17 protein-coding genes are annotated in these 20,431 nt (G+C 42.9%); 1 reads left to right on the top strand and 16 read right to left on the bottom strand.

Annotated features, from left to right (window positions below; all coding sequences use genetic code 11):
* Positions 1 to 24 precede the first annotated feature (24 nt).
* The 7 genes from rsmB to gmk all read right to left on the bottom strand — a co-directional run bounded on the left by rsmB (position 25) and on the right by gmk (position 7,359).
* Positions 25 to 1,365, bottom strand: a complete 1,341-nt coding sequence (rsmB, locus tag H605_RS0100205; RefSeq protein ID WP_029052340.1) for a 16S rRNA (cytosine(967)-C(5))-methyltransferase RsmB — start codon at positions 1,363 to 1,365, stop codon at positions 25 to 27.
* Positions 1,362 to 2,300 carry a methionyl-tRNA formyltransferase gene (gene fmt / locus H605_RS0100210; protein ID WP_029052341.1) on the bottom strand — a complete coding sequence of 313 codons (939 nt, stop codon included), beginning with the start codon at positions 2,298 to 2,300 and terminating at the stop codon, positions 1,362 to 1,364. Before fmt ends, rsmB begins: the two co-directional genes overlap by 4 nt.
* Positions 2,297 to 2,788: a peptide deformylase gene (gene def, locus H605_RS0100215; RefSeq protein WP_029052342.1), complete on the bottom strand. Its 492-nt coding sequence runs from the start codon at positions 2,786 to 2,788 to the stop codon at positions 2,297 to 2,299. Before def ends, fmt begins: the two co-directional genes overlap by 4 nt.
* A 29-nt stretch (positions 2,789 to 2,817) precedes the next feature.
* Positions 2,818 to 5,226, bottom strand: coding sequence for a primosomal protein N' (gene priA, locus H605_RS0100220; protein WP_029052343.1), 2,409 nt, complete (start codon positions 5,224 to 5,226; stop codon positions 2,818 to 2,820).
* Positions 5,216 to 6,436: a bifunctional phosphopantothenoylcysteine decarboxylase/phosphopantothenate--cysteine ligase CoaBC gene (gene coaBC / locus H605_RS0100225; protein ID WP_037561309.1), complete on the bottom strand. Its 1,221-nt coding sequence runs from the start codon at positions 6,434 to 6,436 to the stop codon at positions 5,216 to 5,218. The genes priA and coaBC overlap by 11 nt, the downstream gene beginning before the upstream one ends.
* A gap of 77 nt (positions 6,437 to 6,513) precedes the next feature.
* Positions 6,514 to 6,738 carry a DNA-directed RNA polymerase subunit omega gene (gene rpoZ, locus H605_RS0100230; RefSeq protein WP_029052345.1) on the bottom strand — a complete coding sequence of 75 codons (225 nt, stop codon included), beginning with the start codon at positions 6,736 to 6,738 and terminating at the stop codon, positions 6,514 to 6,516.
* A gap of 3 nt (positions 6,739 to 6,741) precedes the next feature.
* Positions 6,742 to 7,359, bottom strand: coding sequence for a guanylate kinase (gene gmk / locus H605_RS0100235; protein ID WP_029052346.1), 618 nt, complete (start codon positions 7,357 to 7,359; stop codon positions 6,742 to 6,744).
* Between the two features lie 296 nt (positions 7,360 to 7,655).
* Here gmk and H605_RS0100240 point away from each other — a divergent pair, with 296 nt between their 5' ends.
* Entirely contained in the window at positions 7,656 to 9,341 is a 1,686-nt protein-coding gene (locus H605_RS0100240; protein ID WP_029052347.1) for an Rqc2 family fibronectin-binding protein, read from the top strand.
* A 272-nt stretch (positions 9,342 to 9,613) separates the two neighbouring features.
* Here the strand turns inward: H605_RS0100240 and pyrE are convergent, their stop codons facing one another.
* The 9 genes from pyrE to H605_RS0100285 are packed head-to-tail and all read right to left on the bottom strand — an operon-like array spanning position 9,614 to position 20,428.
* Positions 9,614 to 10,243, bottom strand: a complete 630-nt coding sequence (pyrE, locus tag H605_RS0100245) for an orotate phosphoribosyltransferase (RefSeq protein ID WP_029052348.1) — start codon at positions 10,241 to 10,243, stop codon at positions 9,614 to 9,616.
* Entirely contained in the window at positions 10,240 to 10,953 is a 714-nt protein-coding gene (gene pyrF, locus H605_RS0100250) for an orotidine-5'-phosphate decarboxylase (protein WP_029052349.1), read from the bottom strand. The genes pyrE and pyrF overlap by 4 nt, the downstream gene beginning before the upstream one ends.
* The gene (locus H605_RS0100255; RefSeq protein WP_029052350.1) at positions 10,950 to 11,864 is read right to left on the bottom strand and encodes a dihydroorotate dehydrogenase; all 915 of its coding nucleotides are present in this window, start codon (positions 11,862 to 11,864) and stop codon (positions 10,950 to 10,952) included. The genes pyrF and H605_RS0100255 overlap by 4 nt, the downstream gene beginning before the upstream one ends.
* The gene (locus H605_RS0100260; protein ID WP_037561310.1) at positions 11,861 to 12,640 is read right to left on the bottom strand and encodes a dihydroorotate dehydrogenase electron transfer subunit; all 780 of its coding nucleotides are present in this window, start codon (positions 12,638 to 12,640) and stop codon (positions 11,861 to 11,863) included. The genes H605_RS0100255 and H605_RS0100260 overlap by 4 nt, the downstream gene beginning before the upstream one ends.
* Positions 12,637 to 15,834 carry a carbamoyl-phosphate synthase large subunit gene (carB, locus tag H605_RS0100265; protein ID WP_029052352.1) on the bottom strand — a complete coding sequence of 1,066 codons (3,198 nt, stop codon included), beginning with the start codon at positions 15,832 to 15,834 and terminating at the stop codon, positions 12,637 to 12,639. The genes H605_RS0100260 and carB overlap by 4 nt, the downstream gene beginning before the upstream one ends.
* Positions 15,827 to 16,927: a carbamoyl phosphate synthase small subunit gene (locus H605_RS0100270; protein WP_029052353.1), complete on the bottom strand. Its 1,101-nt coding sequence runs from the start codon at positions 16,925 to 16,927 to the stop codon at positions 15,827 to 15,829. The genes carB and H605_RS0100270 overlap by 8 nt, the downstream gene beginning before the upstream one ends.
* Positions 16,927 to 18,204 carry a dihydroorotase gene (locus tag H605_RS0100275; protein WP_029052354.1) on the bottom strand — a complete coding sequence of 426 codons (1,278 nt, stop codon included), beginning with the start codon at positions 18,202 to 18,204 and terminating at the stop codon, positions 16,927 to 16,929. Before H605_RS0100275 ends, H605_RS0100270 begins: the two co-directional genes overlap by 1 nt.
* Before the next feature lies 1 nt (position 18,205).
* The gene (locus H605_RS0100280; RefSeq protein WP_029052355.1) at positions 18,206 to 19,084 is read right to left on the bottom strand and encodes an aspartate carbamoyltransferase catalytic subunit; all 879 of its coding nucleotides are present in this window, start codon (positions 19,082 to 19,084) and stop codon (positions 18,206 to 18,208) included.
* A gap of 57 nt (positions 19,085 to 19,141) precedes the next feature.
* Positions 19,142 to 20,428, bottom strand: coding sequence for a uracil-xanthine permease family protein (locus H605_RS0100285; protein ID WP_029052356.1), 1,287 nt, complete (start codon positions 20,426 to 20,428; stop codon positions 19,142 to 19,144).
* Between the last annotated feature and the right edge of the window lie 3 nt (positions 20,429 to 20,431).

Here is a 20,431-nt window from a genome sequence, read left to right on the forward strand (position 1 = left end):
TACCCTCCATTTCAATTGGTCAGGTTAGTTGATTCTTTGTAACGTCGCTACAAAGAAACCGTCACTTTGATAGTCGTGCGGTAATATTTGCAAATGGCGTTGCTCACTGTCACTTTCAAGAATATGAAGTGGAACGAGTGCAAAGTCTGGCTGCTCTTTCAAGAACCATTCAACAATCTCCTCGTTCTCCGATTTATCAATCGTGCATGTACTATAAACTAAGATACCGTCTTTTTTCACCAACTGACAGGCAACTTCGAGTAGTTCTTTTTGAATGACTGTTAGTTTTTCAATATCTTGTATCGTTTTTTTATATTTAATCTCAGGCTTTCTGCGAATGACCCCTAATCCACTACATGGCGCATCTACTAACACTCGGTCAAAAGATTGAGGTTCATAGGTTTTCAATAACTCTCTGCTATCCCCACTATTTGTATGGATGGAAGTCAATCCGAGACGCTCTGCATTTTGATCAATTAAACGTAATTTATGAGGGTGCAGATCATGTGCTTGAATTTCTCCTTCATTTTTCATACGTTCTGCGATATGAGTGGTTTTACCGCCAGGTGCTGCACACATATCCAATACGCGCATACCTGGTTCCACTTGTAATGCGATAGCTGGAAGCATAGAGCTCTCATCCTGAATTGTCAACAAACCTTGTTTAAACACTTCTGTAGAAGCAAGGTTACCTGACTCCACTTGGATACTGCTGTCAGAAAGAGTACCGGCTATTGCAGTAATCCCTTCTTTCTTCAGCAAGCCGATTACTTCACCAATATTGGTTTTCGTTCTATTGATTCGCGCGGTTGTGATCGGAGGTTGATTGTTGACAACTGCCGCAGCCGTAGCTTCTTCCATGCCGTATTGCTCTATCCATCTTCGGATTAACCATTCAGGGTGACTTGTCTCTATAGACAAACGAGTGATAGGATCTTCAATTTCATCTAAAGAAGGTACACCTTCACGCAAAATCGAGCGTAAAATTCCATTGACCATGGATGAAACACCTTTATGTCCACGTTTATTGGCAATTTTTACTGCTTCATTGACAACGGCATGCTCAGGAATTTTAGATAAGTAAATGATTTGATAAACGGATAGTCTAAGTAGCTGACGTACCCATGGTTGTAGCTTCCCTCTAACAAATGGTGCTAAATAATAATCCAGTGTCATTTGTTGTTGTAGTGTACCGTATGTTATTTCCGTCAATAATGCGCGGTCTTTTGGCTGAAGGTCATAGATTTCAATCGTTTTATGAAGCAATAAATTACTATACGCTTGTTCTTCTTCAATTTGCATCAACATGGATAATGCTGCATCACGTACATTGCCACGCCAAATTTTCTTTTTATAATTTGTCATTCAAATTTGTCTCCCACTTGCCATTTTGACCCGATTCCATTTAAGAATACGGTAGCTGTCATTCGTTTTTTCCCAGCTGGTTGTAAATCGGTAATTGCTAGCGCGCCTTCACCTGTCTGCACAATAATACGATCCTTTTCCAGACCAATAATTTCTCCAGGCGTTGCATCCGATATTTGTTCGGTCACCTGTGTCCACCAAATTTTCACTTGATCACCAGCAAATTTTGTGTATGCGACAGGCCAAGGGTGTAACCCCCGAACTTGGTTATAGATCGAACTGGCTGAACTTGTCCAGTCAATTCGTTCCTGCTCTCTTGAGATGTTTCTAGCAAACGTCACTTGCGTCTCATCCTGAACTGTACGCTCATTCGTGCCTGCAATAATGGATGGTAACGTTTCTTTTAATAATGTAGTCCCTGCTATTGATAGTTTGGTAAACATCGTTCCCGTATCGTCTGTTTCTTCAATTGGAGTGGTGACTTGTGAAATGATATCACCCGCATCCAGTTTCTCCGCCATGTACATGATCGTGACGCCCGTTTCTTTCTTGCCATCCATGACCGCCTGATGAATTGGTGCGCCACCACGATAGTTAGGTAATAAAGAAGCATGGACATTTATACAACCGAGTTTCGGAGCTTCTAGCAATTCATTCGGAAGCAATTGACCGAATGCGGCTGTCACTATCAGATCCGGCTGTAGGTCGAGAATTTCCTGCAACTCTGCAGAGCCTTTCAGCTTCTCTGGCTGAATGACAGGCAATCCTAAGCGCACCGCTTCTTCCTTTACAGGAGGAGGTGTCAGTACGCGCTTACGGCCCACTGGACGATCCGGTTGAGTCACGACAGCAAGGATTTCATATCCTTCACTATATAGCATCGTCAAAACACCTACAGAAAATTCAGGTGTTCCCATGAATATGATTTTTGTCATTCGTCATCCTCCTCTTCATCTTCGAATTCAGATGGATCAACGACACGTTGGATCTTCTTATCGAATAATACTCCGTTCAAGTGATCGATTTCATGCAGGATTGCTCGTGCTTCATAGCCTTCTGCTTCTAATTCATATAGCTTACCATCACGTTCTTGTGCTTCAATCCGCACATGGAAAGGACGCTCTACTTCTCCGAATAATCCTGGGAAGCTTAAGCAACCTTCAACTTCTACTTCGGATCCTCCAGTGGCCGTGACGACGGGATTGATCATTTCGATAATTTCTTGCTCTTCATCGAAGTCTACAATCGCTACACGGATAGATTTGCCAACTTGGGGAGCTGCAATGCCCACACCATCATGTTCAATCATCGTTTCATGCATATTATCTAGTAAGATACCCAACTCATCGTCAAATACGGTCACTTCTTCACATGGTGTTGTGAGAATAGGTGATGGGTGCGTTACGATTTTTAATATTGTCAAAATAAATTCCTCATTTCTTCGAAGGAAGGTTAAAAGATCGATGTTGGTTCACGGTTAATCGACATGACCAAACCGTCTTTTGCCCAACTTGTTTTGTAGTGTTTCAAAAGTTGCTGCAAAACCGGTATAAGTGCGGGTTCATGTTTGTATTTTATCAAACTTTGATAGCGATATCTATTGTTGAGGCGACTGATAGCAGCGGCTGTCGGTCCAATAATGACTGAACCTTGTGATAGACGCTCCGCGATAAATTCAGTACCTTTATGTGCATAGTCAGCAGCTTTTAATACATCTTCATGACTGAACTGTACAACCGTCACATAATAGTATGGAGGATAACCGAGTTGTCTTCGTCTATCCATTTCCATTTCATAAAAAGGAACATAGTTTTGCGTTTTAGATAATTCAATCGCGTAATGCTCAGGGTCATATGTCTGAATGACCACTTCACCTGGTAGTTGATCACGTCCCGCTCTACCGCTCACCTGCGTCAATAGTTGGAATGTTTTCTCGGCAGCGCGGAAGTCGGCTAAATGAAGGGATGTGTCGGCTGCCAATACGCCTACTAGAGTGATCCGTGGAAAATCCAGTCCCTTGGCTATCATTTGGGTTCCAAGTAAAATGTCTGCTTTACCTTCACCAAAATCATATAGCAAACGTTCATGAGCGCCTTTTGTATTCGTCGTATCAATATCCATTCGAATTACGCGGGCTTCAGGAACTAATTTATATAATTCTTCTTGCGCTTTTTGTGTTCCCGTCCCGAAAAACCGAATATGCTCGCTTGTACATTCCGGACATTCGGAAGGTACTCGCTCTTCATGACCGCAATAATGGCATTTCAAGCTCTCGCTTGCGCGGTGGTATGTCAATGAAATATCGCAATTTGGACATTCGACAACTGTTCCGCAATCACGACAGAGTACGAAGCTCGAAAATCCACGCTTATTAAGCAATAGGACAATTTGTTCTTTTCGTACCAATCGTTCACGAATTCCTTCAGCAAGCGCTAAAGAAAACATTGAACGATTTCCTGCTTTAAGTTCTTCACGCATATCCACTACTTCAACACTCGGCAATGCTTGATTCTTCGCTCGTTTTGATAGCGTTAATAATGAATATACACCTTTGGAAGCTCGAGCATAAGACTCCAATGAAGGTGTCGCACTTCCTAATATAACCGGACATTGATAGTAATTAGCGCGCCAAATGGCTACATCTCGTGCATGGTATCGCGGTGATTCTTCTTGTTTATAGGTTGTCTCATGTTCTTCATCTAGAATTAGCAATCCCAAATTCGAGAAGGGAGCAAAAACTGCTGAACGTGCACCGATCGCAACTTTCACTTCACCACGATGGATTCTACGCCATTCATCATATTTTTCGCCAGCGGATAAACCGCTATGCAAGACTGCAACTAATTCTCCAAACCGTCCTTTAAATCGGGCCGTCATTTGCGGTGTCAAGGCGATCTCAGGTACTAACACAATCGCTTCTTTCCCTTGCTTCAACACGTGATCGATAGCCTGTAAGTAAACTTCCGTCTTACCACTACCCGTAATCCCATGAAGTAAAAAAGTTTCCTGGATGTTCTTGTTACTCGACTGTTCAATAGCGGAAAGGGCCACTTGCTGTTCGTCTGTTAGTTGTTCTGGTTTACCGCTATCCTGCATTTTGGGTGATTCTAATTCACGGTACACTTCAACTTGCGATTGTTCTACTATCTCTTTATCTACAAGTGACTTCAAAACAGTAGCTGTCACGCCGGATTCATCCAGGATTTTACTCGCTTCTATGGATTCTGTCGGATGTAGCAACAACCAACGAAGTAGTTCTTGTTGTTTTTTTGCATTTGGATGTGCTTCTTCCAACGCCGTTTCCAGTTGTTTCGCATCTGGCACATGAATCATTCGCACTTTTTTCATTTTGGTTTTCTGTTGGATTGCCGTATCAATTTCAACAATCCCCAATTTATTATATTTCTTTACTTCATTTAATAAATTCGCATCTTGAAGTGCTTTCAATGTGACTTGCTGGCGATTACCCAAAAATGAGCGGAACGCGTCATCAAGCTCTTCCGGTTTGATCACAGTCATGATTTTTTCATATTTGGCACGCATTGCGGCTGGTAACATGACTTGCAGTGCATCGATTTCATAGGCAATTGTTTCCGTTGCCATCCACTTCGACAATGCTAATAATTCTGCAGATAGTACCGGCTCTAAATCTATAATTTCGGCTATCGGTTTGATTTTATTATGATCCAGTTCGCTTTCCTCTTTAATCCCCGTCACATAGCCTGCAACTTTTCGTGGACCAAAAGGAACTTTGACCCGTAACCCTGGCTCCATTACATGTTCCCAATCGATAGGAACCGCATAATCAAATGGCCGGTCAATTGGATAAGCTGCTACATCTACAATGACTTCAGCGATCATGCAGTTTACTACTTTCTTGCTGAAGAATGGTTTCAAATAACTGTTCGGCCAGTTGCACTTTTGGCATAGCAGAAAAAGGAATTGCTTCTCCTTCTCTAGAAAGCAATGTCACAACATTTGTATCACTACCAAAACCGCCACCAGGGTCGGTGACATCATTGACGATGATATAATCCAGATTTTTAGATTCTAATTTCTTCTGGCCATAACCAATCGCATCTGTCGTTTCAGCTGCAAAGCCAATGAGTAATTGATTTTCTTTGCGCTTCCCAAGTGTTTTTAAGATGTCGGTCGTCCGTTCCAATTCAAGTACATCATCGCCATCTTTTTTCTTCATTTTCTGGTCATGTATGTTTTTTGGCCGATAATCCGCAACAGCTGCTGATTTTACTACAATGGATGCATCATCATACTGGCTAATTACAGCATCGAACATTTCAGCGGCACTTTCTACATGTATCACATGAACACCTGTTGGAACTGATAGTTCGACCGGTCCTGAAATTAGAACGGTATGAGCACCTAGCTTCTGTGCAGCTTCCGCCATTGCATAGCCCATCTTGCCACTTGAAAAATTGGATACATAGCGGACGGGATCTATACGTTCGCGAGTCGGTCCAGCTGTAATGACAACTTTTTTTCCCCTTAAAGGTTGATAGGACACTTTAGTAAAGTGATGGCTAATTAATTCAGTAATTTTTTCAGGCTCTTCTAAGCGCCCCTTACCTACATAACCGCAAGCTAAAAAACCTTCTGACGGTTCGATAAACTGATAGCCATCCACATGTAATTGATCAATATTACGCATAACAGCGGGATGGGTATACATATGTACATTCATTGCAGGCGCAATCCAAACGTCTGCTTGTGTTGCAAGTAAGATAGTCGTTACCATATTGTCAGCAATTCCGTTTGCAAGCTTGCCGATTACGTTAGCTGTAGCAGGCGCCACGACCACTAAATCGGCCCAGTCTGCTAAATCAATATGCGCAATGACGCGAGAATCTTTTTCATCAAAAGTATCAAAGTATACATCATTGCGTGACATCACTTGAAAAGATAATGGCTGAACAAACTCTTTCGCTGAATCAGTCATCACGACTTTCACATTCGCGCCTGCCTGACTTAATTTACTGACAAGTGCAACAGCTTTATAAACTGCGATACCACCTGTTACGCAGAGTAAAATATTTTTATTATCGATCTTCATGAAGCTCTCTTCCTTTCCAAAAATAATAAACTCCCTGAGAACGGTTGAATTCCAAGGGAGTTGTTTTTTATTTCAAATCAAACTTCGTCTTCATAAATAATTGATTCATCTGCTGCTGCGTTGATCAAGACACCTGCCGCTACTTCTTCAAGGGCTCTACCAACACTTTTTACTGATCGGTATGAATGAAGAGTTTCGTTCTGTTTTTCTTGTAGTTCACGTGCACGCTTAGCTGCCAGTGTAACCAGTGTGTATTTAGAATCGACTTTTCCTTTTAGTGAATCAACTGATGGATATAACATAGTTTATTCTCCCTCCAACATTTGTAAGTATCTCATTTCCACACGTTCTCTTCTGCAATGCTCTGCCGTAACAATCGCATTGATCCGATCACATGCTTTGGAGACCTCGTCGTTCTCTACTACATAATCGTACAGATGCATCATTTCGAGTTCTTCTCTTGCCTTTAATACGCGATCTGCAATGATGTCAGATGCTTCTGTACCTCTTCCGATCAAACGAGTTTCCAGGTCACTTAAACTTGGAGGCGCAAGGAAAATAAACAGACCGTTTGGTACTTTTTCACGCACTTGTGCTGCACCGACTACTTCAATTTCAAGGAATACGTCACGCCCAGCATCGAGTGTTGCGTTGACATAGTCGAGTGGCGTTCCGTAGTAGTTCCCTACATACTCTGCGTATTCGAGAAGCTTTCCTTCTGCGATCATTTCTTCGAATACTTGTTTCGAACGGAAGAAGTAGTCAACGCCGTCAACTTCCCCTTCACGCGGGTTTCTTGTCGTCATGGATATAGAGTATTCGTAGTTGGTGTCCGGACTTGAAAATAGTTCTTTTCGTACGGTTCCTTTTCCGACGCCGGATGGACCAGAAAGGACGATTAGGAGTCCTCGATGTTTGTACATGTAATCCCTCTTTGTTATGTATTCATTAGCACATCATACCTGTTACGCACCGTTGATTTGCGCTTCAGGCGGACGCTTTCCAGGGGTCATGGTCTTGAGCCGCTTCCCTAGGAGTCGCCTTACGCTCCAATCAACTAGTAACGCTTCCTAACATTTAACTTTAACAAGAAAGTCAAGAAAATACTAGAAGTTTATCGTTAAACTGAAGAGGTCCATGTGTGCAATCTGTTCATATTATACCATAATCATACGATGAGTGCTAAAATGGAACAAAACGAAATGAAAGAGGAATCCGTATGGCATTTGATGGTTTATTTACGAAAGCAATAGTAAGCGAACTGCAACAACTGAAGACTGGTCGGATTTCGAAGGTTCATCAGCCGAATTCACAGGAAATCATTTTTCAAATCCGCGCTAATAATAAAAATCATAAATTATTAGTATCGCTACATCCTTCATTTTCACGATTGCAATTGACTGATGAAGTGTTAACGAACCCTCCTGAGCCACCTTTGTTTTGTATGGTATTACGCAAACAACTTGAAGGCGGAATGATTACTTCGATTGAACAGCATGAGAATGACAGGATTGTGAATATCCACGTCCAGGCTCGAAACGAATTGGGTGATCAAATTGAACGGAAGCTAGTCATTGAAATCATGGGGCGTCACAGTAACTTAATTTTACTAGATGCTTCACGCGATATGATTATTGACAGCATGAAACATTTACCGCCTTCCGTTAACAGTTACCGTACTGTTTTACCTGGACAACCTTATATTCCGGCACCACCACAAGATAAATTGGATCCGTTCAACGTAACCGAAGTAGAATTCAATACAATAGTAGGTGCACTGCAAGAACCGAAAGATGTAGTAAAACAATTTGCAGGCTTTTCTCCAGTAACAGCTGCGGAATTATTATACCGTTTAGAGGACAACGACCTATCATTTACTGTGTGGCGAACATTTCTCGAGAGTTTCAGTCGGGATACAATGAAACCGACTGTCGTAGAAAACGATAGAAAAACTTTGTTTTCCGCCTTAGAATTAACACATGCAAAAGGAACAACACAATCGTTTTCCACTTTAGCTGAATTACTCGACAAAGTTTATTTTGCCAGAGCAGAACGGGAACGTGTAAAATCCCAGGCCGTCGATCTAGAACGTTGGTTGTCAAATGAGATTGCCAAACTGGAAAACAAAACAAAGAAATTGCAAAAAGAACAACAAACTGCGCAAGACTTGGATACGTTGAAATTATACGGTGAACTATTAACCGCGAACAGCTACATGCTGCATAAAGGCGATAAAGAAGTGACTGTAGAAAACTATTACGAACAAGGCACAACCGTCACCATTCCACTCGACCCAAGAAAATCACCAATTGATAACGCACAACGCTACTTCTCGCGTTACTCAAAAGCAAAGACAGCACTTATTCGGATTGCGGAACAACTTGAAAAAACCAAGGACGACATCGAATACTTCGAAATGGTCAGACAGCAAGTATACCAAGCTTCTCCAATCGATATAGAAGAAATACGTCAAGAATTAGTAGAACTAGGATTCATGCGTGCCCGTAGAGGTAAAAAGAAAGTAAAACTGAAGAAACCTAAACCGGAGGAATTTGTATCTTCTACAGGCATTCCGATCTCAGTAGGGAAAAACAACAAACAAAATGACTACTTGACATTTAAATTGGCGGCTCGGGACCACCTATGGCTTCACACAAAAGACATACCTGGCTCACACGTCGTCATTCACGACACCGACCCAGACGCTCAAACAATCGAAGAAGCAGCGGGACTCTCCGCGTACTTCAGTAAAGCCCGTGAATCATCTTCCGTACCAGTTGATTACACACAAATTCGTCACGTCAAAAAGCCTTCAGGCGCAAAGCCAGGCTTCGTCATCTACTTTGAACAGAAGACCGTGTTCGTTACACCTGAAGAAGATTTAGTACGTAAGTTACGGAAATAAAATCAGTGCATATTTAAAATAGCTGACCACTTTCATTGTAAATGAAGTGGTCAGCTATTTTTCTTCTATAAGCAATACTTCAGCTTTCAATAGTAGAAAACGACACCAGTTGATCGTAAGTGGGAGGCGGCTCCCGATGGATCAGCTCGACAAGGGAGACAACTGAAGGGAGCTTGCGACCTAGTTGGCTCACCGCCGGCCCATGCCTGGAACGTCGATTAACGTTGCCCTCCCACTTACTTACTTACTTACTTACTTACTTACTTACTTACTTACAGCGTACCTAACTTCAACTTCGTATGCCATTCCATCAATTCATTCATAGACTCTTCCTTAACCGCGCCTTCTTCCTTCGCGACTTCAGCAAGCGCCGCAAAGTTTGTCAAGCTACGATAAGAAAGATTCGCTTCCGCAAACTTCTCATCCGCTTTCTGTAATTCATATGTAAAGATCGAGACGATTCCGCATACTTCCACGTCCTCAGCAATCAACGCATTCGCTGCATTCAAGCTGCTTCCGCCTGTCGAAATTAAATCTTCAATAATAACCGCCTTCGCATTCTGCTCAATTTTACCCTCAATTTGACGGCTCTTACCATGTGCCTTAGCAGTAGATCGAATATAGACCATCGGCAATTTCAGAATATCCGCAACCCATGCTGCGTGCGGAATACCTGCTGTCGCAGTTCCAGCAATTACTGTAGTTTCAGGATAATGAACGCGGATCAATGCCGCAAGCCCTTCTGCAATTTCTTTACGCCCTACCGGATCTGCCATTGTTAAGCGGTTATCACAGTAGATAGGTGACTCGATTCCTGACGCCCATATGAACGGCTCTTCTGGATTGATTGCTACTGCTCCTACATTTAATAGGATGTGTGCAACTTCTTTTTCTCTTGTCATGAAGTAATTCCCTCCCACAATGTCTTTACATGTTGATATGCTTCAAGCGGATTATCCGCGCCTGTAATCGCACGGCCCACTACGATATGTGTAGAACCTTCCTGCTTTGCTTTCGCCGGAGTTGCCACTCGCTTCTGATCGTGGACATCACCTTGCGCCAAGCGAATACCAGGTGTTACTTTGAAGAAATCTTTGCCGCACACTTCTTCAATGATTTTAGCTTCCTGTACCGAACAAACCACGCCATCCAACTGTGCGGATGAAGCCAATTTCGCGTACTGCTCCACTGATTCACGAAGCGGTACACTGATTAATTGTTCTTCTTTCACTTGACGGTCGTCCGTTGATGTCAGTTGAGTCACCGCAATTAATGCAGGACGCTGAACACCTACAGCAGTTCCCGCCTCAAGTCCTTCAAGCGCTGCTTCCATCATCGCTTTGCCGCCAGCCGCATGAACATTGATCATATCCACCTCAAGTGAAGCCAATACTTTCATTGCGGATTTAACCGTATTTGGAATATCATGCAACTTCAAGTCTAAGAAGATGGAATATCCTTCTTCTTTCAATCGGGCAATCATAGCAGGTCCTTCTTTATAATACAGCTCCATTCCTACTTTTACATTGACCGACTGATCGAATGCTTTCAGGAATTCGAATGTCTTTTCAGCTGAATTAAAATCTAACGCAATAATTGGAGAGCGGTTCATATGCGATGACTCCTTCCGACTAATTCAGATATATGATCAATTCCCAGCTCATCCAATCTTGCAGGCAACTGCTCAATAATAGTTGGACATACAAACGGATCTACGAAATTGGCAGTGCCAACTGCTACTGCACTTGCACCGGCAGACATGAAATCTACAACATCTTGTACACACGTAACGCCACCCATTCCAATGATTGGAATAGTAACGACTTGGCTTACTTCGTAGACCATGCGAATTGCGACTGGCTTAATCGCTGGGCCAGACAAGCCCCCCGTTTTATTCGCAATAACCGGCTTACCTGTTCTTTCATCCAGGCGCATGCCGACCAATGTATTAATCATCGTAATGCCATCTGCTCCACCTGCTTCTACCGCCAATGCCATCGCTTTAATATCCGTGACATTTGGTGACAGTTTCACATAAACAGGTACAGAAGAAACTGCTTTGACAGCCGCTGTTAGTTCTTTTGCTATTTCAGGATCTGTGCCAAACAAGATTCCCCCACATTTGACGTTTGGACAAGAGATATTTAATTCGAGCGCATGAACATTTGGCGCTTTTGAAATTTGTTTCGCTACTTCCACGTAATCTGCAGTTTCAGATCCTGCGACGTTTGCAATGATCGGAACATCGAACTTCTCTAACCATGGTAATTCATTATTCAGCACGCCTTGTAGCCCAGGGTTTTGAAGACCAATCGCATTCAACATACCCGAAGACGTTTCCGCTACTCGTGGTGTCGGGTTACCATATCGCGTTTCTTCTGTAGTCGCTTTAATCATGATCGCCCCGAGCTGGGACAAATCGTACAGATTACCGTACTCTTTACCAAAACCGAAACAGCCCGATGCAGGCATAATCGGATTTTTCAATTCAAGTCCTGGCAACGTCATCGCTAATCTATTCATATTTGCACCACCCCTGCTGGAAATACTGGCCCATCCGAACATACTTTGACATATGCTTGATCTGTCGCATTTTCATTCGTATGACAAACGCATGCAAAACAAGCCCCTATACCGCAACCCATACGTTGTTCAAAAGATAGGAATCCTTTTTTATGCACATACGCTTTTTGCACGGCATCAAGCATTGGCATAGGTCCACAACTGTAAAATGTTTCGAAGTCATCAGATATTTCACTCATGACGTTCGTAACAAATCCTTGTGTACCGTTACTGCCATCCACTGTAGCTATATATGTTTCGCCTAAAGCAGCAAATTCTTCTTCATAGAAAACAACTTGATCCGATTCGAAACCAAGTATATGAATACAGTTCACTCCGTTTGCAGTTAGCTGTTTTGAAAGCTCATAGAGTGGAGGCACACCGATCCCGCCACCAATCAATACGGCTGTTTGACCAGCCGAAGTTTCTTCAACGGGGAAACCGTTTCCTAGAGGTCCTAGTACATTCACCACATCTCCCTCACGTTTTTCGGACAAAAGCGAAGTGCCTCGTCCCTCTGCGCGATAGATGATGGTCATTTCATTTTTCTCAGGACTAATTTCAGCTATTGAAATCGGACGTCGCAATAACGGTTCAAATGAATCCGACACCCTGATGTGGACAAACTGGCCCGGAGAAGTAATTTCTCCGACCAACTTGCCTGTCAACTTCATCTCAAAAATATTTTTCGCTATTTCCTGCTGCGATGCGACAATCATCAAATCTTGGATGATCATTGAACCACCTGCGGCTTTGGCATTGCATCCGTCTGGAACGTCATGGACTCGATGACGGATAACATAGCTGCTGCTGTATCAATTGAAGTTAAGCAAGGAACACCATTTTCTACTGTTTCGCGGCGAATTCTAAAGCCATCACGTGCCGGTTGTTTCCCTTTAGTCAATGTGTTGATGACCAATTGCGCTTGGCCTTTTTGGATAACATCGATCAACGTCGGACCTTCTGTGCCTATTTTACCTACTGTTTTCACTTCGATATTTTCTGCTTCAAGTGCCTTAGCAGTACCTTCTGTTGCCATAATGCGATATCCTGTTTCAATGAAACGTTTCGCGATATCTACAATTTCTTCTTTATCTTTATCGGAAACTGTCATTAACACGGTACCGTATTCTTTCACTTCCATTCCAGCGGCTACTAAGCCTTTGTACAACGCCTTTTCCAATGTTACATCTTTCCCCATTACTTCACCTGTTGACTTCATTTCAGGCCCGAGTGTAATGTCTACACGACGAAGCTTCGCGAAAGAGAAGACTGGTACTTTGACATAGACGCCTGCTGGTGCTTGTGCAAGTCCATCAGCATAGCCTTGTTCCAAAATAGATTTACCTAAGATCGCTTGTGTTGCCACATTCGCCATCGGGATATTCGTGATTTTGCTTAAGAATGGTACCGTACGGCTTGATCGTGGGTTTACTTCGATTACGTAAACTTGTCCTTCTGAAATAACGAACTGGATATTCATTAGCCCACGTATTTTGAGCCCGAGAGCCAAACGTTTCGTATAGTCCGCAATCGTTTCAATCATAGACTGTGACAGGTTTTGTGGAGGATAGACCGCAATCGAATCACCCGAGTGAACGCCTGCACGCTCGATATGCTCCATGATGCCAGGTATTAATACTGTTTCTCCGTCACAAATTGCATCAACTTCGATTTCCGTTCCTGTTAAGTAACGGTCGATCAGTACCGGATGTTCAGGGCTAGCTTTTACCGCGTTTTCCATGTATTGAAGTAATTCCTCTTCATAGTAGACGATTTCCATTGCACGGCCACCTAATACATACGACGGACGGACTAGGACTGGATAACCAATTTCTGTTGCGATAACGACTGCTTCTGGAACTGATAAAGCGGTCTTTCCAAGTGGCTGTGGTACACCGATTTCATGCAAAGCACTCTCGAACTTATCACGATTTTCCGCACGGTCGATATCATCAAGTGATGTACCAAGAATTTTCACTCCGCGTGCTTCCAATTCATCCGCTAAGTTGATCGCTGTCTGGCCACCAAACTGGACGATAACTCCTTCTGGTTGCTCAAGGTCCACTATATGCATAACATCTTCAATGGTTAACGGTTCGAAGTACAACTTATCAGATATTGAAAAGTCGGTCGAAACTGTTTCAGGATTGTTATTGACGATGATCGCTTCATAACCTGATTGCTGTATAGCCCATACACAGTGTACTGTTGCATAATCGAACTCTACCCCTTGTCCAATGCGGATTGGGCCTGAACCTAGGACGATCACACTCTTCTTATCCGTTCTTACAGATTCATTTTCATCTTCATACGTACCATAGAAGTATGGAGTATCGGATTCATATTCACCTGCACACGTATCCACTTTCTTATACACCGGAACCAATCCTTGCTCTTGTCTCCACTCATATACTTCACGATCGGTTGTATTCCAAAGCTTGGCAATCGTAGCATCCGGGAATCCAAGACGTTTTGCTTTATAACCGATTGCTTTATCATATGGATGGTCTTTCAATGTTTCTTCATACCGAACGATATTTTCAAATTTGCGCAAGAAGAATAAATCAATGGCGCTCCATGCATGTAGAGTTTCGATTGTCACACCACGACGCAGTGCTTCTCCGATGAAGAACAGTCGCTCATCGCCTGCTTTGCGAATACGTTTTTCGATCCATTCGTCGGACATTTCACTACCACCAGGAAGTGACAAATCGAATTGTCCTGTTTCCAATGAACGTACAGCCTTCATGATGGACTCTTCAAATGTACGGCCCATTGCCATTACTTCACCTGTTGCTTTCATCTGTGTACCCAAGTTACGCTTCGCCGATTCGAACTTATCGAAAGGCCAACGGGGAATTTTCGTTACTACATAGTCCAGTGTCGGCTCGAAGCAAGCATACGTATTACCTGTTACCGGATTCATCATTTCATCTAGCGTCAAACCGACAGCAATTTTTGCTGCAAGTTTCGCGATTGGATAACCCGTTGCTTTGGAAGCTAATGCAGATGATCGACTGACACGCGGATTTACTTCGATAATGTAATAATCAAAGCTATGTGGATCCAGTGCTAACTGTACGTTACAGCCACCTTCGATTTTCAACTCACGAATGATGTTTAATGAAACATTACGTAGCATCTGGTTTTCACGGTCTGTCAATGTTTGGCATGGTGCCGTTACGATAGAGTCACCTGTATGGATACCTACAGCATCCACGTTTTCCATATTACACACGACGATCGCATTATCCGCAGAGTCACGCATTACTTCATATTCGATTTCTTTGAAACCTGCGATGGATTTCTCTAGAAGACACTGTGTAACAGGGCTGTATTTCAAACCACTTGCTACAATTTCTTCTAAGTCTTCATCATTGTGGCATATTCCCCCTCCCGTTCCACCTAGCGTGAACGCAGGTCGAACGATAACTGGATAACCAATCTTATTAACGAACGCGTAGGCCTCATCAATATTATGGATGATATCACTGTCCGGAACAGGTTCACCCATTTCATTCATTAGTGTACGGAATAAATCACGGTCTTCTGCTTTATGGATTGCGTCCAGCTTTGTACCCAAAATCTCAATTCCTAGTTCATCCAGAATCCCTGATTCATGCAATTCAATCGCCATGTTTAAACCAGTTTGTCCACCTAATGTCGCAAGTAGTGCATCCGGTCGTTCTTTACGAATAATACGGCTAACGAATTCAAGTGTGATGGGTTCAATATACACTTTATCTGCCATCTCAGTATCCGTCATAATAGTTGCAGGGTTTGAGTTGATCAGAATAACTCGGTAACCTTCTTCTTTAAGGGATAAACAGGCTTGTGTACCTGCATAGTCAAATTCTGCTGCTTGTCCAATTACAATAGGACCTGAACCGATCACGAGGATGGATTTTATGTCAGTACGTTTAGGCATTAGTATTCTCCTTTCTGTTGCTTGCAGTCATCAATTGAATGAAACGTTCGAATATATAGCTAGAATCTTGTGGTCCTGGTGATGCTTCCGGGTGGAACTGAACAGTGAATGCTTCCAATTTCTCACTTCGAAGCCCTTCAATACAATTGTCATTCAATGCTATATGTGTCACTTCAAGACCTGTTCCCGCTAAAGAGTCTTTAAGTACTTCATATCCATGACTTTGTGATGTCAAATCGGTACGATTCGTATTCAAGTCTTTTACCGGATAATTTCCACCAATATGGCTGTTCTTCATCTTTGCCGTTTTAGCACCGCATGCCAGTGCGAATAATTGATGGCCTAGTCCGATACCGAAGATCGGCTTCTTACCCATTAATTCCTTTATTGTTTCAACTGCACCTTCTACGTCTTCAGGATTTCCTGGTCCGTTTGATAATAAAATACCGTCTGGGAACAACGCTAAAATTTCTTTTGCTGATGTATCATGAGGTACGACTATAACGTCGCAGTCCTTCTTATTTAATTCACGCAAAATGCCATGTTTAATGCCATAGTCGATGACGACGACACGCTTGCCTAAGCCCGGGCTTGGATATGGGCGTTTGGTAGATACTTTCGCTACTAAATCCGTTGGCAATTCATATTGTTGAAGTTCTGCAACCGTTGCATCGGTATCGATGTCATCTCCAGCAGCAGTTAATTTACCTCGTAAAGAACCTTTATCACGTAATAGACGTGTTAGTTTGCGAGTATCAATTTCCTGAATTCCTGGAATCCCTTTTAATATAAGCAAGTCTCCTAGTGACATGCCACTACGGAAATTCGAAGGCTCTTCCGCTAATTCTCTAATGACTAAGCCATTGATTGCTAAATCTATGGACTCATAATCATCTCGGTTAATACCGTAATTACCGATCAGCGGATAGGTCATCACGACAATTTGTCCACAACCCGAAGGATTTGAAATCGTCTCCTGATATCCTGTCATACCGGTTGCAAATACTGCTTCTCCTATTGAAGCACAATTTGCTCCAAATGCTTTCCCTTCAAAAACAGAGCCATCTTCCAATACTAAGTATCTCTTTGTCATCATTGACCATCCTTCCATACGATGTTTCCACCGAAAATTGTCATTACAGGCCATCCGGCGCATTCTACTCCGTCAAATGGTGTGTTCTTACCTTTTGAAACAAATGTAGTACGGTCGATTGTTTGTTGCTTTTCCAGATCAAGTAATACTAAATCTGCTTCAGCACCTACTTCAAGCTTACCGTAAGGCAAGTTAAAGACTTCTGCAGGCTTTACTGTCATCCAGTCAAGAAGTTGTTTGAGCGTCCAGTATCCTGGCTTGACGAAGTTTGTATATAGTAAAGGAAATGCTGTTTCAAATCCTGTGATACCAAATGGTGCTTTTGCAATACCAACTGCTTTTTCATCTGCTGTATGCGGTGCGTGGTCAGTTGCGATACAATCCAATGTGCCATCCATTAAACCTTCGCGCAATGCCTCGCGATCTTCGATGGCACGTAGCGGAGGATTCATCTTCCAGTCCGCATCGTCTCCAGGCACATCATCTTCTGTCAACAACAAGTGGTGAGGGCTGACTTCTCCTGTTACATGAATACCAGCTCTTTTTGCGTCGCGGATTACGCGAACCGATTCTTTCGTGCTGACGTGACATACGTGATAATGCGCGCCCGCGGCTTCCGCTAGTAAAATATCACGTGCAATATGTACTGATTCTGCAATGGAAGGAATTCCCGGTAAGCCAAGTTCTTTATTACGTTTTCCTTCGTGCATTGCGCCTCCATAGATTAATGTATTGTCTTCGCAGTGCGCCACTATAGCCATATCGATCTTCGCTGCATCCTGCATCGCTTCGTACATCATACCCGCTTCTTGTACACCTACACCGTCATCCGTGAACGCGAATGCACCGTGTTCTTTTAATTCAGATAGATTAGTGCGTTCTTTTCCCGCTTCTCTGATCGTGATCGACGCATAAGGGAGTACACGAATTTTAGCATTGGCTTTAATTAATGTGTTGATCTTTTCAAGGTTTTCTTTTGTATCGGGTACTGGACGCGTATTCGGCATTGGACAAATGGTCGTATATCCGCCTTTCGCTGCCGAATGAGTACCTGTTTCAATTGTTTCTTTATGCTCTCCGCCCGGCTCGCGCAAATGTACGTGTACATCGATGAACCCAGGTGATACTAGTAAGCCTTTTCCTTCAATTATTTCAAATCCTTCTGTTGCTAGTTGGTTACCAATTTCCGCAATCTTTCCATCTGCAATTTTAATATCCGTTTCGACGATCTTGCCTTCTTCGTTTACCATTTGCACTTGTTGAATTAACATGTTCATATTACTTCCGCCCCTTCAATATAAGTTCTAGAACAGCTGCCCGAATGTAGACACCGTTTTCTACTTGTTTAAAAATTCGCGATTGCGGACTTTCTATTAAACAATCCGCTATTTCCACATCACGATTCACTGGAGCTGGATGCATGATGATTGCACCTTTTTTCATTTTAGCTGCCCGTTCTATAGTTAGACCGTATTGCTTGTGATAAGCAGCTTTCGTATAAGCCATCTCTGTATTATGACGTTCGTGCTGTACTCGAAGGAGCATGACGACATCACTCGTTTCAATTACTTCATCCCAGTTGTCGACACTGTCAAATTCTCCTGCCCATTCAGGTGGGCAAAGGAACGTGACCTCAGCTCCCAGCTTCCGCAAAGCTTCTGCATTTGAGCGAGCGACCCGACTGTGGGCGATATCTCCCGCAATCAATACTTTCAGTCCTTCAAATTGACCAAATTCCTCTTGAATCGTGAAGATATCGAGCAAGGATTGTGTCGGATGCTGACCCGATCCATCTCCTGCATTAATGATTGCCACATTTGTTCGTTTTACTAATTCCTCATAGAATCCATCAGCTGGATGGCGGATGATTAGGGCATCCAAACCTATTGCTTCCAACGTCCTAATCGTATCATACAAAGATTCTCCTTTTAAGGTACTCGAGAAACTCGTCTCAAAGGGGATAATTTGCGCGCCTACTTTACGTTCTGCCATCTCAAAACTTGTTTTCGTTCTCGTACTAGGTTCAAAAAACAAGTTGCTGACGGTATATGTTCCAGGCAGTTCTCTGAAGCCCAGTCGCTTAAAAATCGCTGCCCGATCGAGTATGAGCATGATTTCATCCACTGTCAGGTCTTTCATTGAAACTAAATGTTCCATCAGATATTCCTCCTTCACGAAATGCAAGTACGTCATGCACGAAATGCTTGTTGTTTTCTATTCTTCCTTATCCATCAAAGTATCATCTGTTTTACCTGGCAATACTAGGTTCAACAGAACACCGACAATTGCAGCCAGAGCCATACCACCGATTTGGAATGTTTCACTTATGTTGATCGTTGCCCCACCGATTCCGATTACTAGGATGATGGATGCGATCACTAGATTTCGTTGATTATCAAAGTCGATCTTGTGGTCGATGAGCATGCGCATTCCTGATGAAGCGATGATACCAAACAGCAGAATAGATATTCCGCCAAGTACTGCCGTAGGAATCGTAGCAATCAACGCCATAATTTTACCTATGAAGGAGAAGAATATCGCAAATACTGCAGCCCCCATGATCACATACACACTGTAGACTCGCGTAATAGCAAGTACGCCAATGTTTTCTCCGTATGTAGTTTTGGGTGGTCCTCCGACTAGTCCACTCATAAGTGTTCCCAGTCCATCACCAAGCAACGATCTGTGTAATCCAGGACTTTCAATATAATTCCTGTCTACTACTTTGCCTAGTACAAGCTGGTGTCCAATGTGCTCAGAGATAGTGACTATCGCGATTGGCACCATAATGATTAGCAGTGTCGGTGTTACGACGAATTCGTAATCAACACCCGGGATCAGCATTTCCGGTACTGCAAACCACTTGGCTTCTACTACTTTGCTGAAATCTAGAATACCGATGAAAGCAGAGTAGATATACCCAACTACGATGCCAATAAGTACCGGCATCAAGCTGATAATTCCTTTAAAGAACATTAAGCAGAATACTGCAGAAGCAAGTGTTACTAGAGCCGCGGAAAAGTGTAAGCCACTGTAAACATCCGCTCCATCCACATTAATCGTGCTCGCCATATTAATAGCTGTAGGTGCAATTGCCAATCCAATTACCATAATAACGGGTCCCACTACGATAGGTGGTAATAACTTCATAATCCAGTTATAGCCGGTTTTATAAATTAGTAACGATATGATTGCATAGACCAATGCTACGAACATACTACCTATCATTGCGCTACCGATACCGCCCGATTGTGTCGCCATCTGAATCGGTACAATAAAAGCGAATGAAGAGCCTAGATAGGCTGGAACTTGAAACTTCGTCACGATAATAAATACGATCGTTGCGATCCCACTCGTTAAGAGCGCGATAGCTGGGCTTAAGCCTACTAGTTGTGGTACTAAAATTGTTGCGCCAAACATGGCGAACATATGCTGTAAGCTTAGTGCAAGCCAGCGAATAGGTTGCGGCTTTTCATGTACATCCAATACTTTTACGCTCATCTA

It is taken from the genome of Sporosarcina ureae DSM 2281, assembly GCF_000425545.1.
In the GTDB taxonomy this organism is placed as follows: Bacteria; Bacillota; Bacilli; order Bacillales_A; family Planococcaceae; genus Sporosarcina; species Sporosarcina ureae.

Bases quoted from the DNA above. Each gene is read 5' to 3' on its own strand.
- rsmB (WP_029052340.1), bottom strand. From the start codon at position 1,365: ATGACAAATTATAAAAAGAAAATTTGGCGTGGCAATGTACGTGATGCA.
- fmt (WP_029052341.1), bottom strand. From the start codon at position 2,300: ATGACAAAAATCATATTCATGGGAACACCTGAATTTTCTGTAGGTGTT.
- priA (WP_029052343.1), bottom strand. From the start codon at position 5,226: ATGATCGCTGAAGTCATTGTAGATGTAGCAGCTTATCCAATTGACCGG.
- coaBC (WP_037561309.1), bottom strand. From the start codon at position 6,436: ATGAAGATCGATAATAAAAATATTTTACTCTGCGTAACAGGTGGTATC.
- rpoZ (WP_029052345.1), bottom strand. From the start codon at position 6,738: ATGTTATATCCATCAGTTGATTCACTAAAAGGAAAAGTCGATTCTAAA.
- gmk (WP_029052346.1), bottom strand. From the start codon at position 7,359: ATGTACAAACATCGAGGACTCCTAATCGTCCTTTCTGGTCCATCCGGC.
- H605_RS0100240 (WP_029052347.1), top strand. From the start codon at position 7,656: ATGGCATTTGATGGTTTATTTACGAAAGCAATAGTAAGCGAACTGCAA.
- pyrE (WP_029052348.1), bottom strand. From the start codon at position 10,243: ATGACAAGAGAAAAAGAAGTTGCACACATCCTATTAAATGTAGGAGCA.
- pyrF (WP_029052349.1), bottom strand. From the start codon at position 10,953: ATGAACCGCTCTCCAATTATTGCGTTAGATTTTAATTCAGCTGAAAAG.
- H605_RS0100255 (WP_029052350.1), bottom strand. From the start codon at position 11,864: ATGAATAGATTAGCGATGACGTTGCCAGGACTTGAATTGAAAAATCCG.
- H605_RS0100260 (WP_037561310.1), bottom strand. From the start codon at position 12,640: ATGATCATCCAAGATTTGATGATTGTCGCATCGCAGCAGGAAATAGCG.
- carB (WP_029052352.1), bottom strand. From the start codon at position 15,834: ATGCCTAAACGTACTGACATAAAATCCATCCTCGTGATCGGTTCAGGT.
- H605_RS0100270 (WP_029052353.1), bottom strand. From the start codon at position 16,927: ATGACAAAGAGATACTTAGTATTGGAAGATGGCTCTGTTTTTGAAGGG.
- H605_RS0100275 (WP_029052354.1), bottom strand. From the start codon at position 18,204: ATGAACATGTTAATTCAACAAGTGCAAATGGTAAACGAAGAAGGCAAG.
- H605_RS0100280 (WP_029052355.1), bottom strand. From the start codon at position 19,084: ATGGAACATTTAGTTTCAATGAAAGACCTGACAGTGGATGAAATCATG.
- H605_RS0100285 (WP_029052356.1), bottom strand. From the start codon at position 20,428: ATGAGCGTAAAAGTATTGGATGTACATGAAAAGCCGCAACCTATTCGC.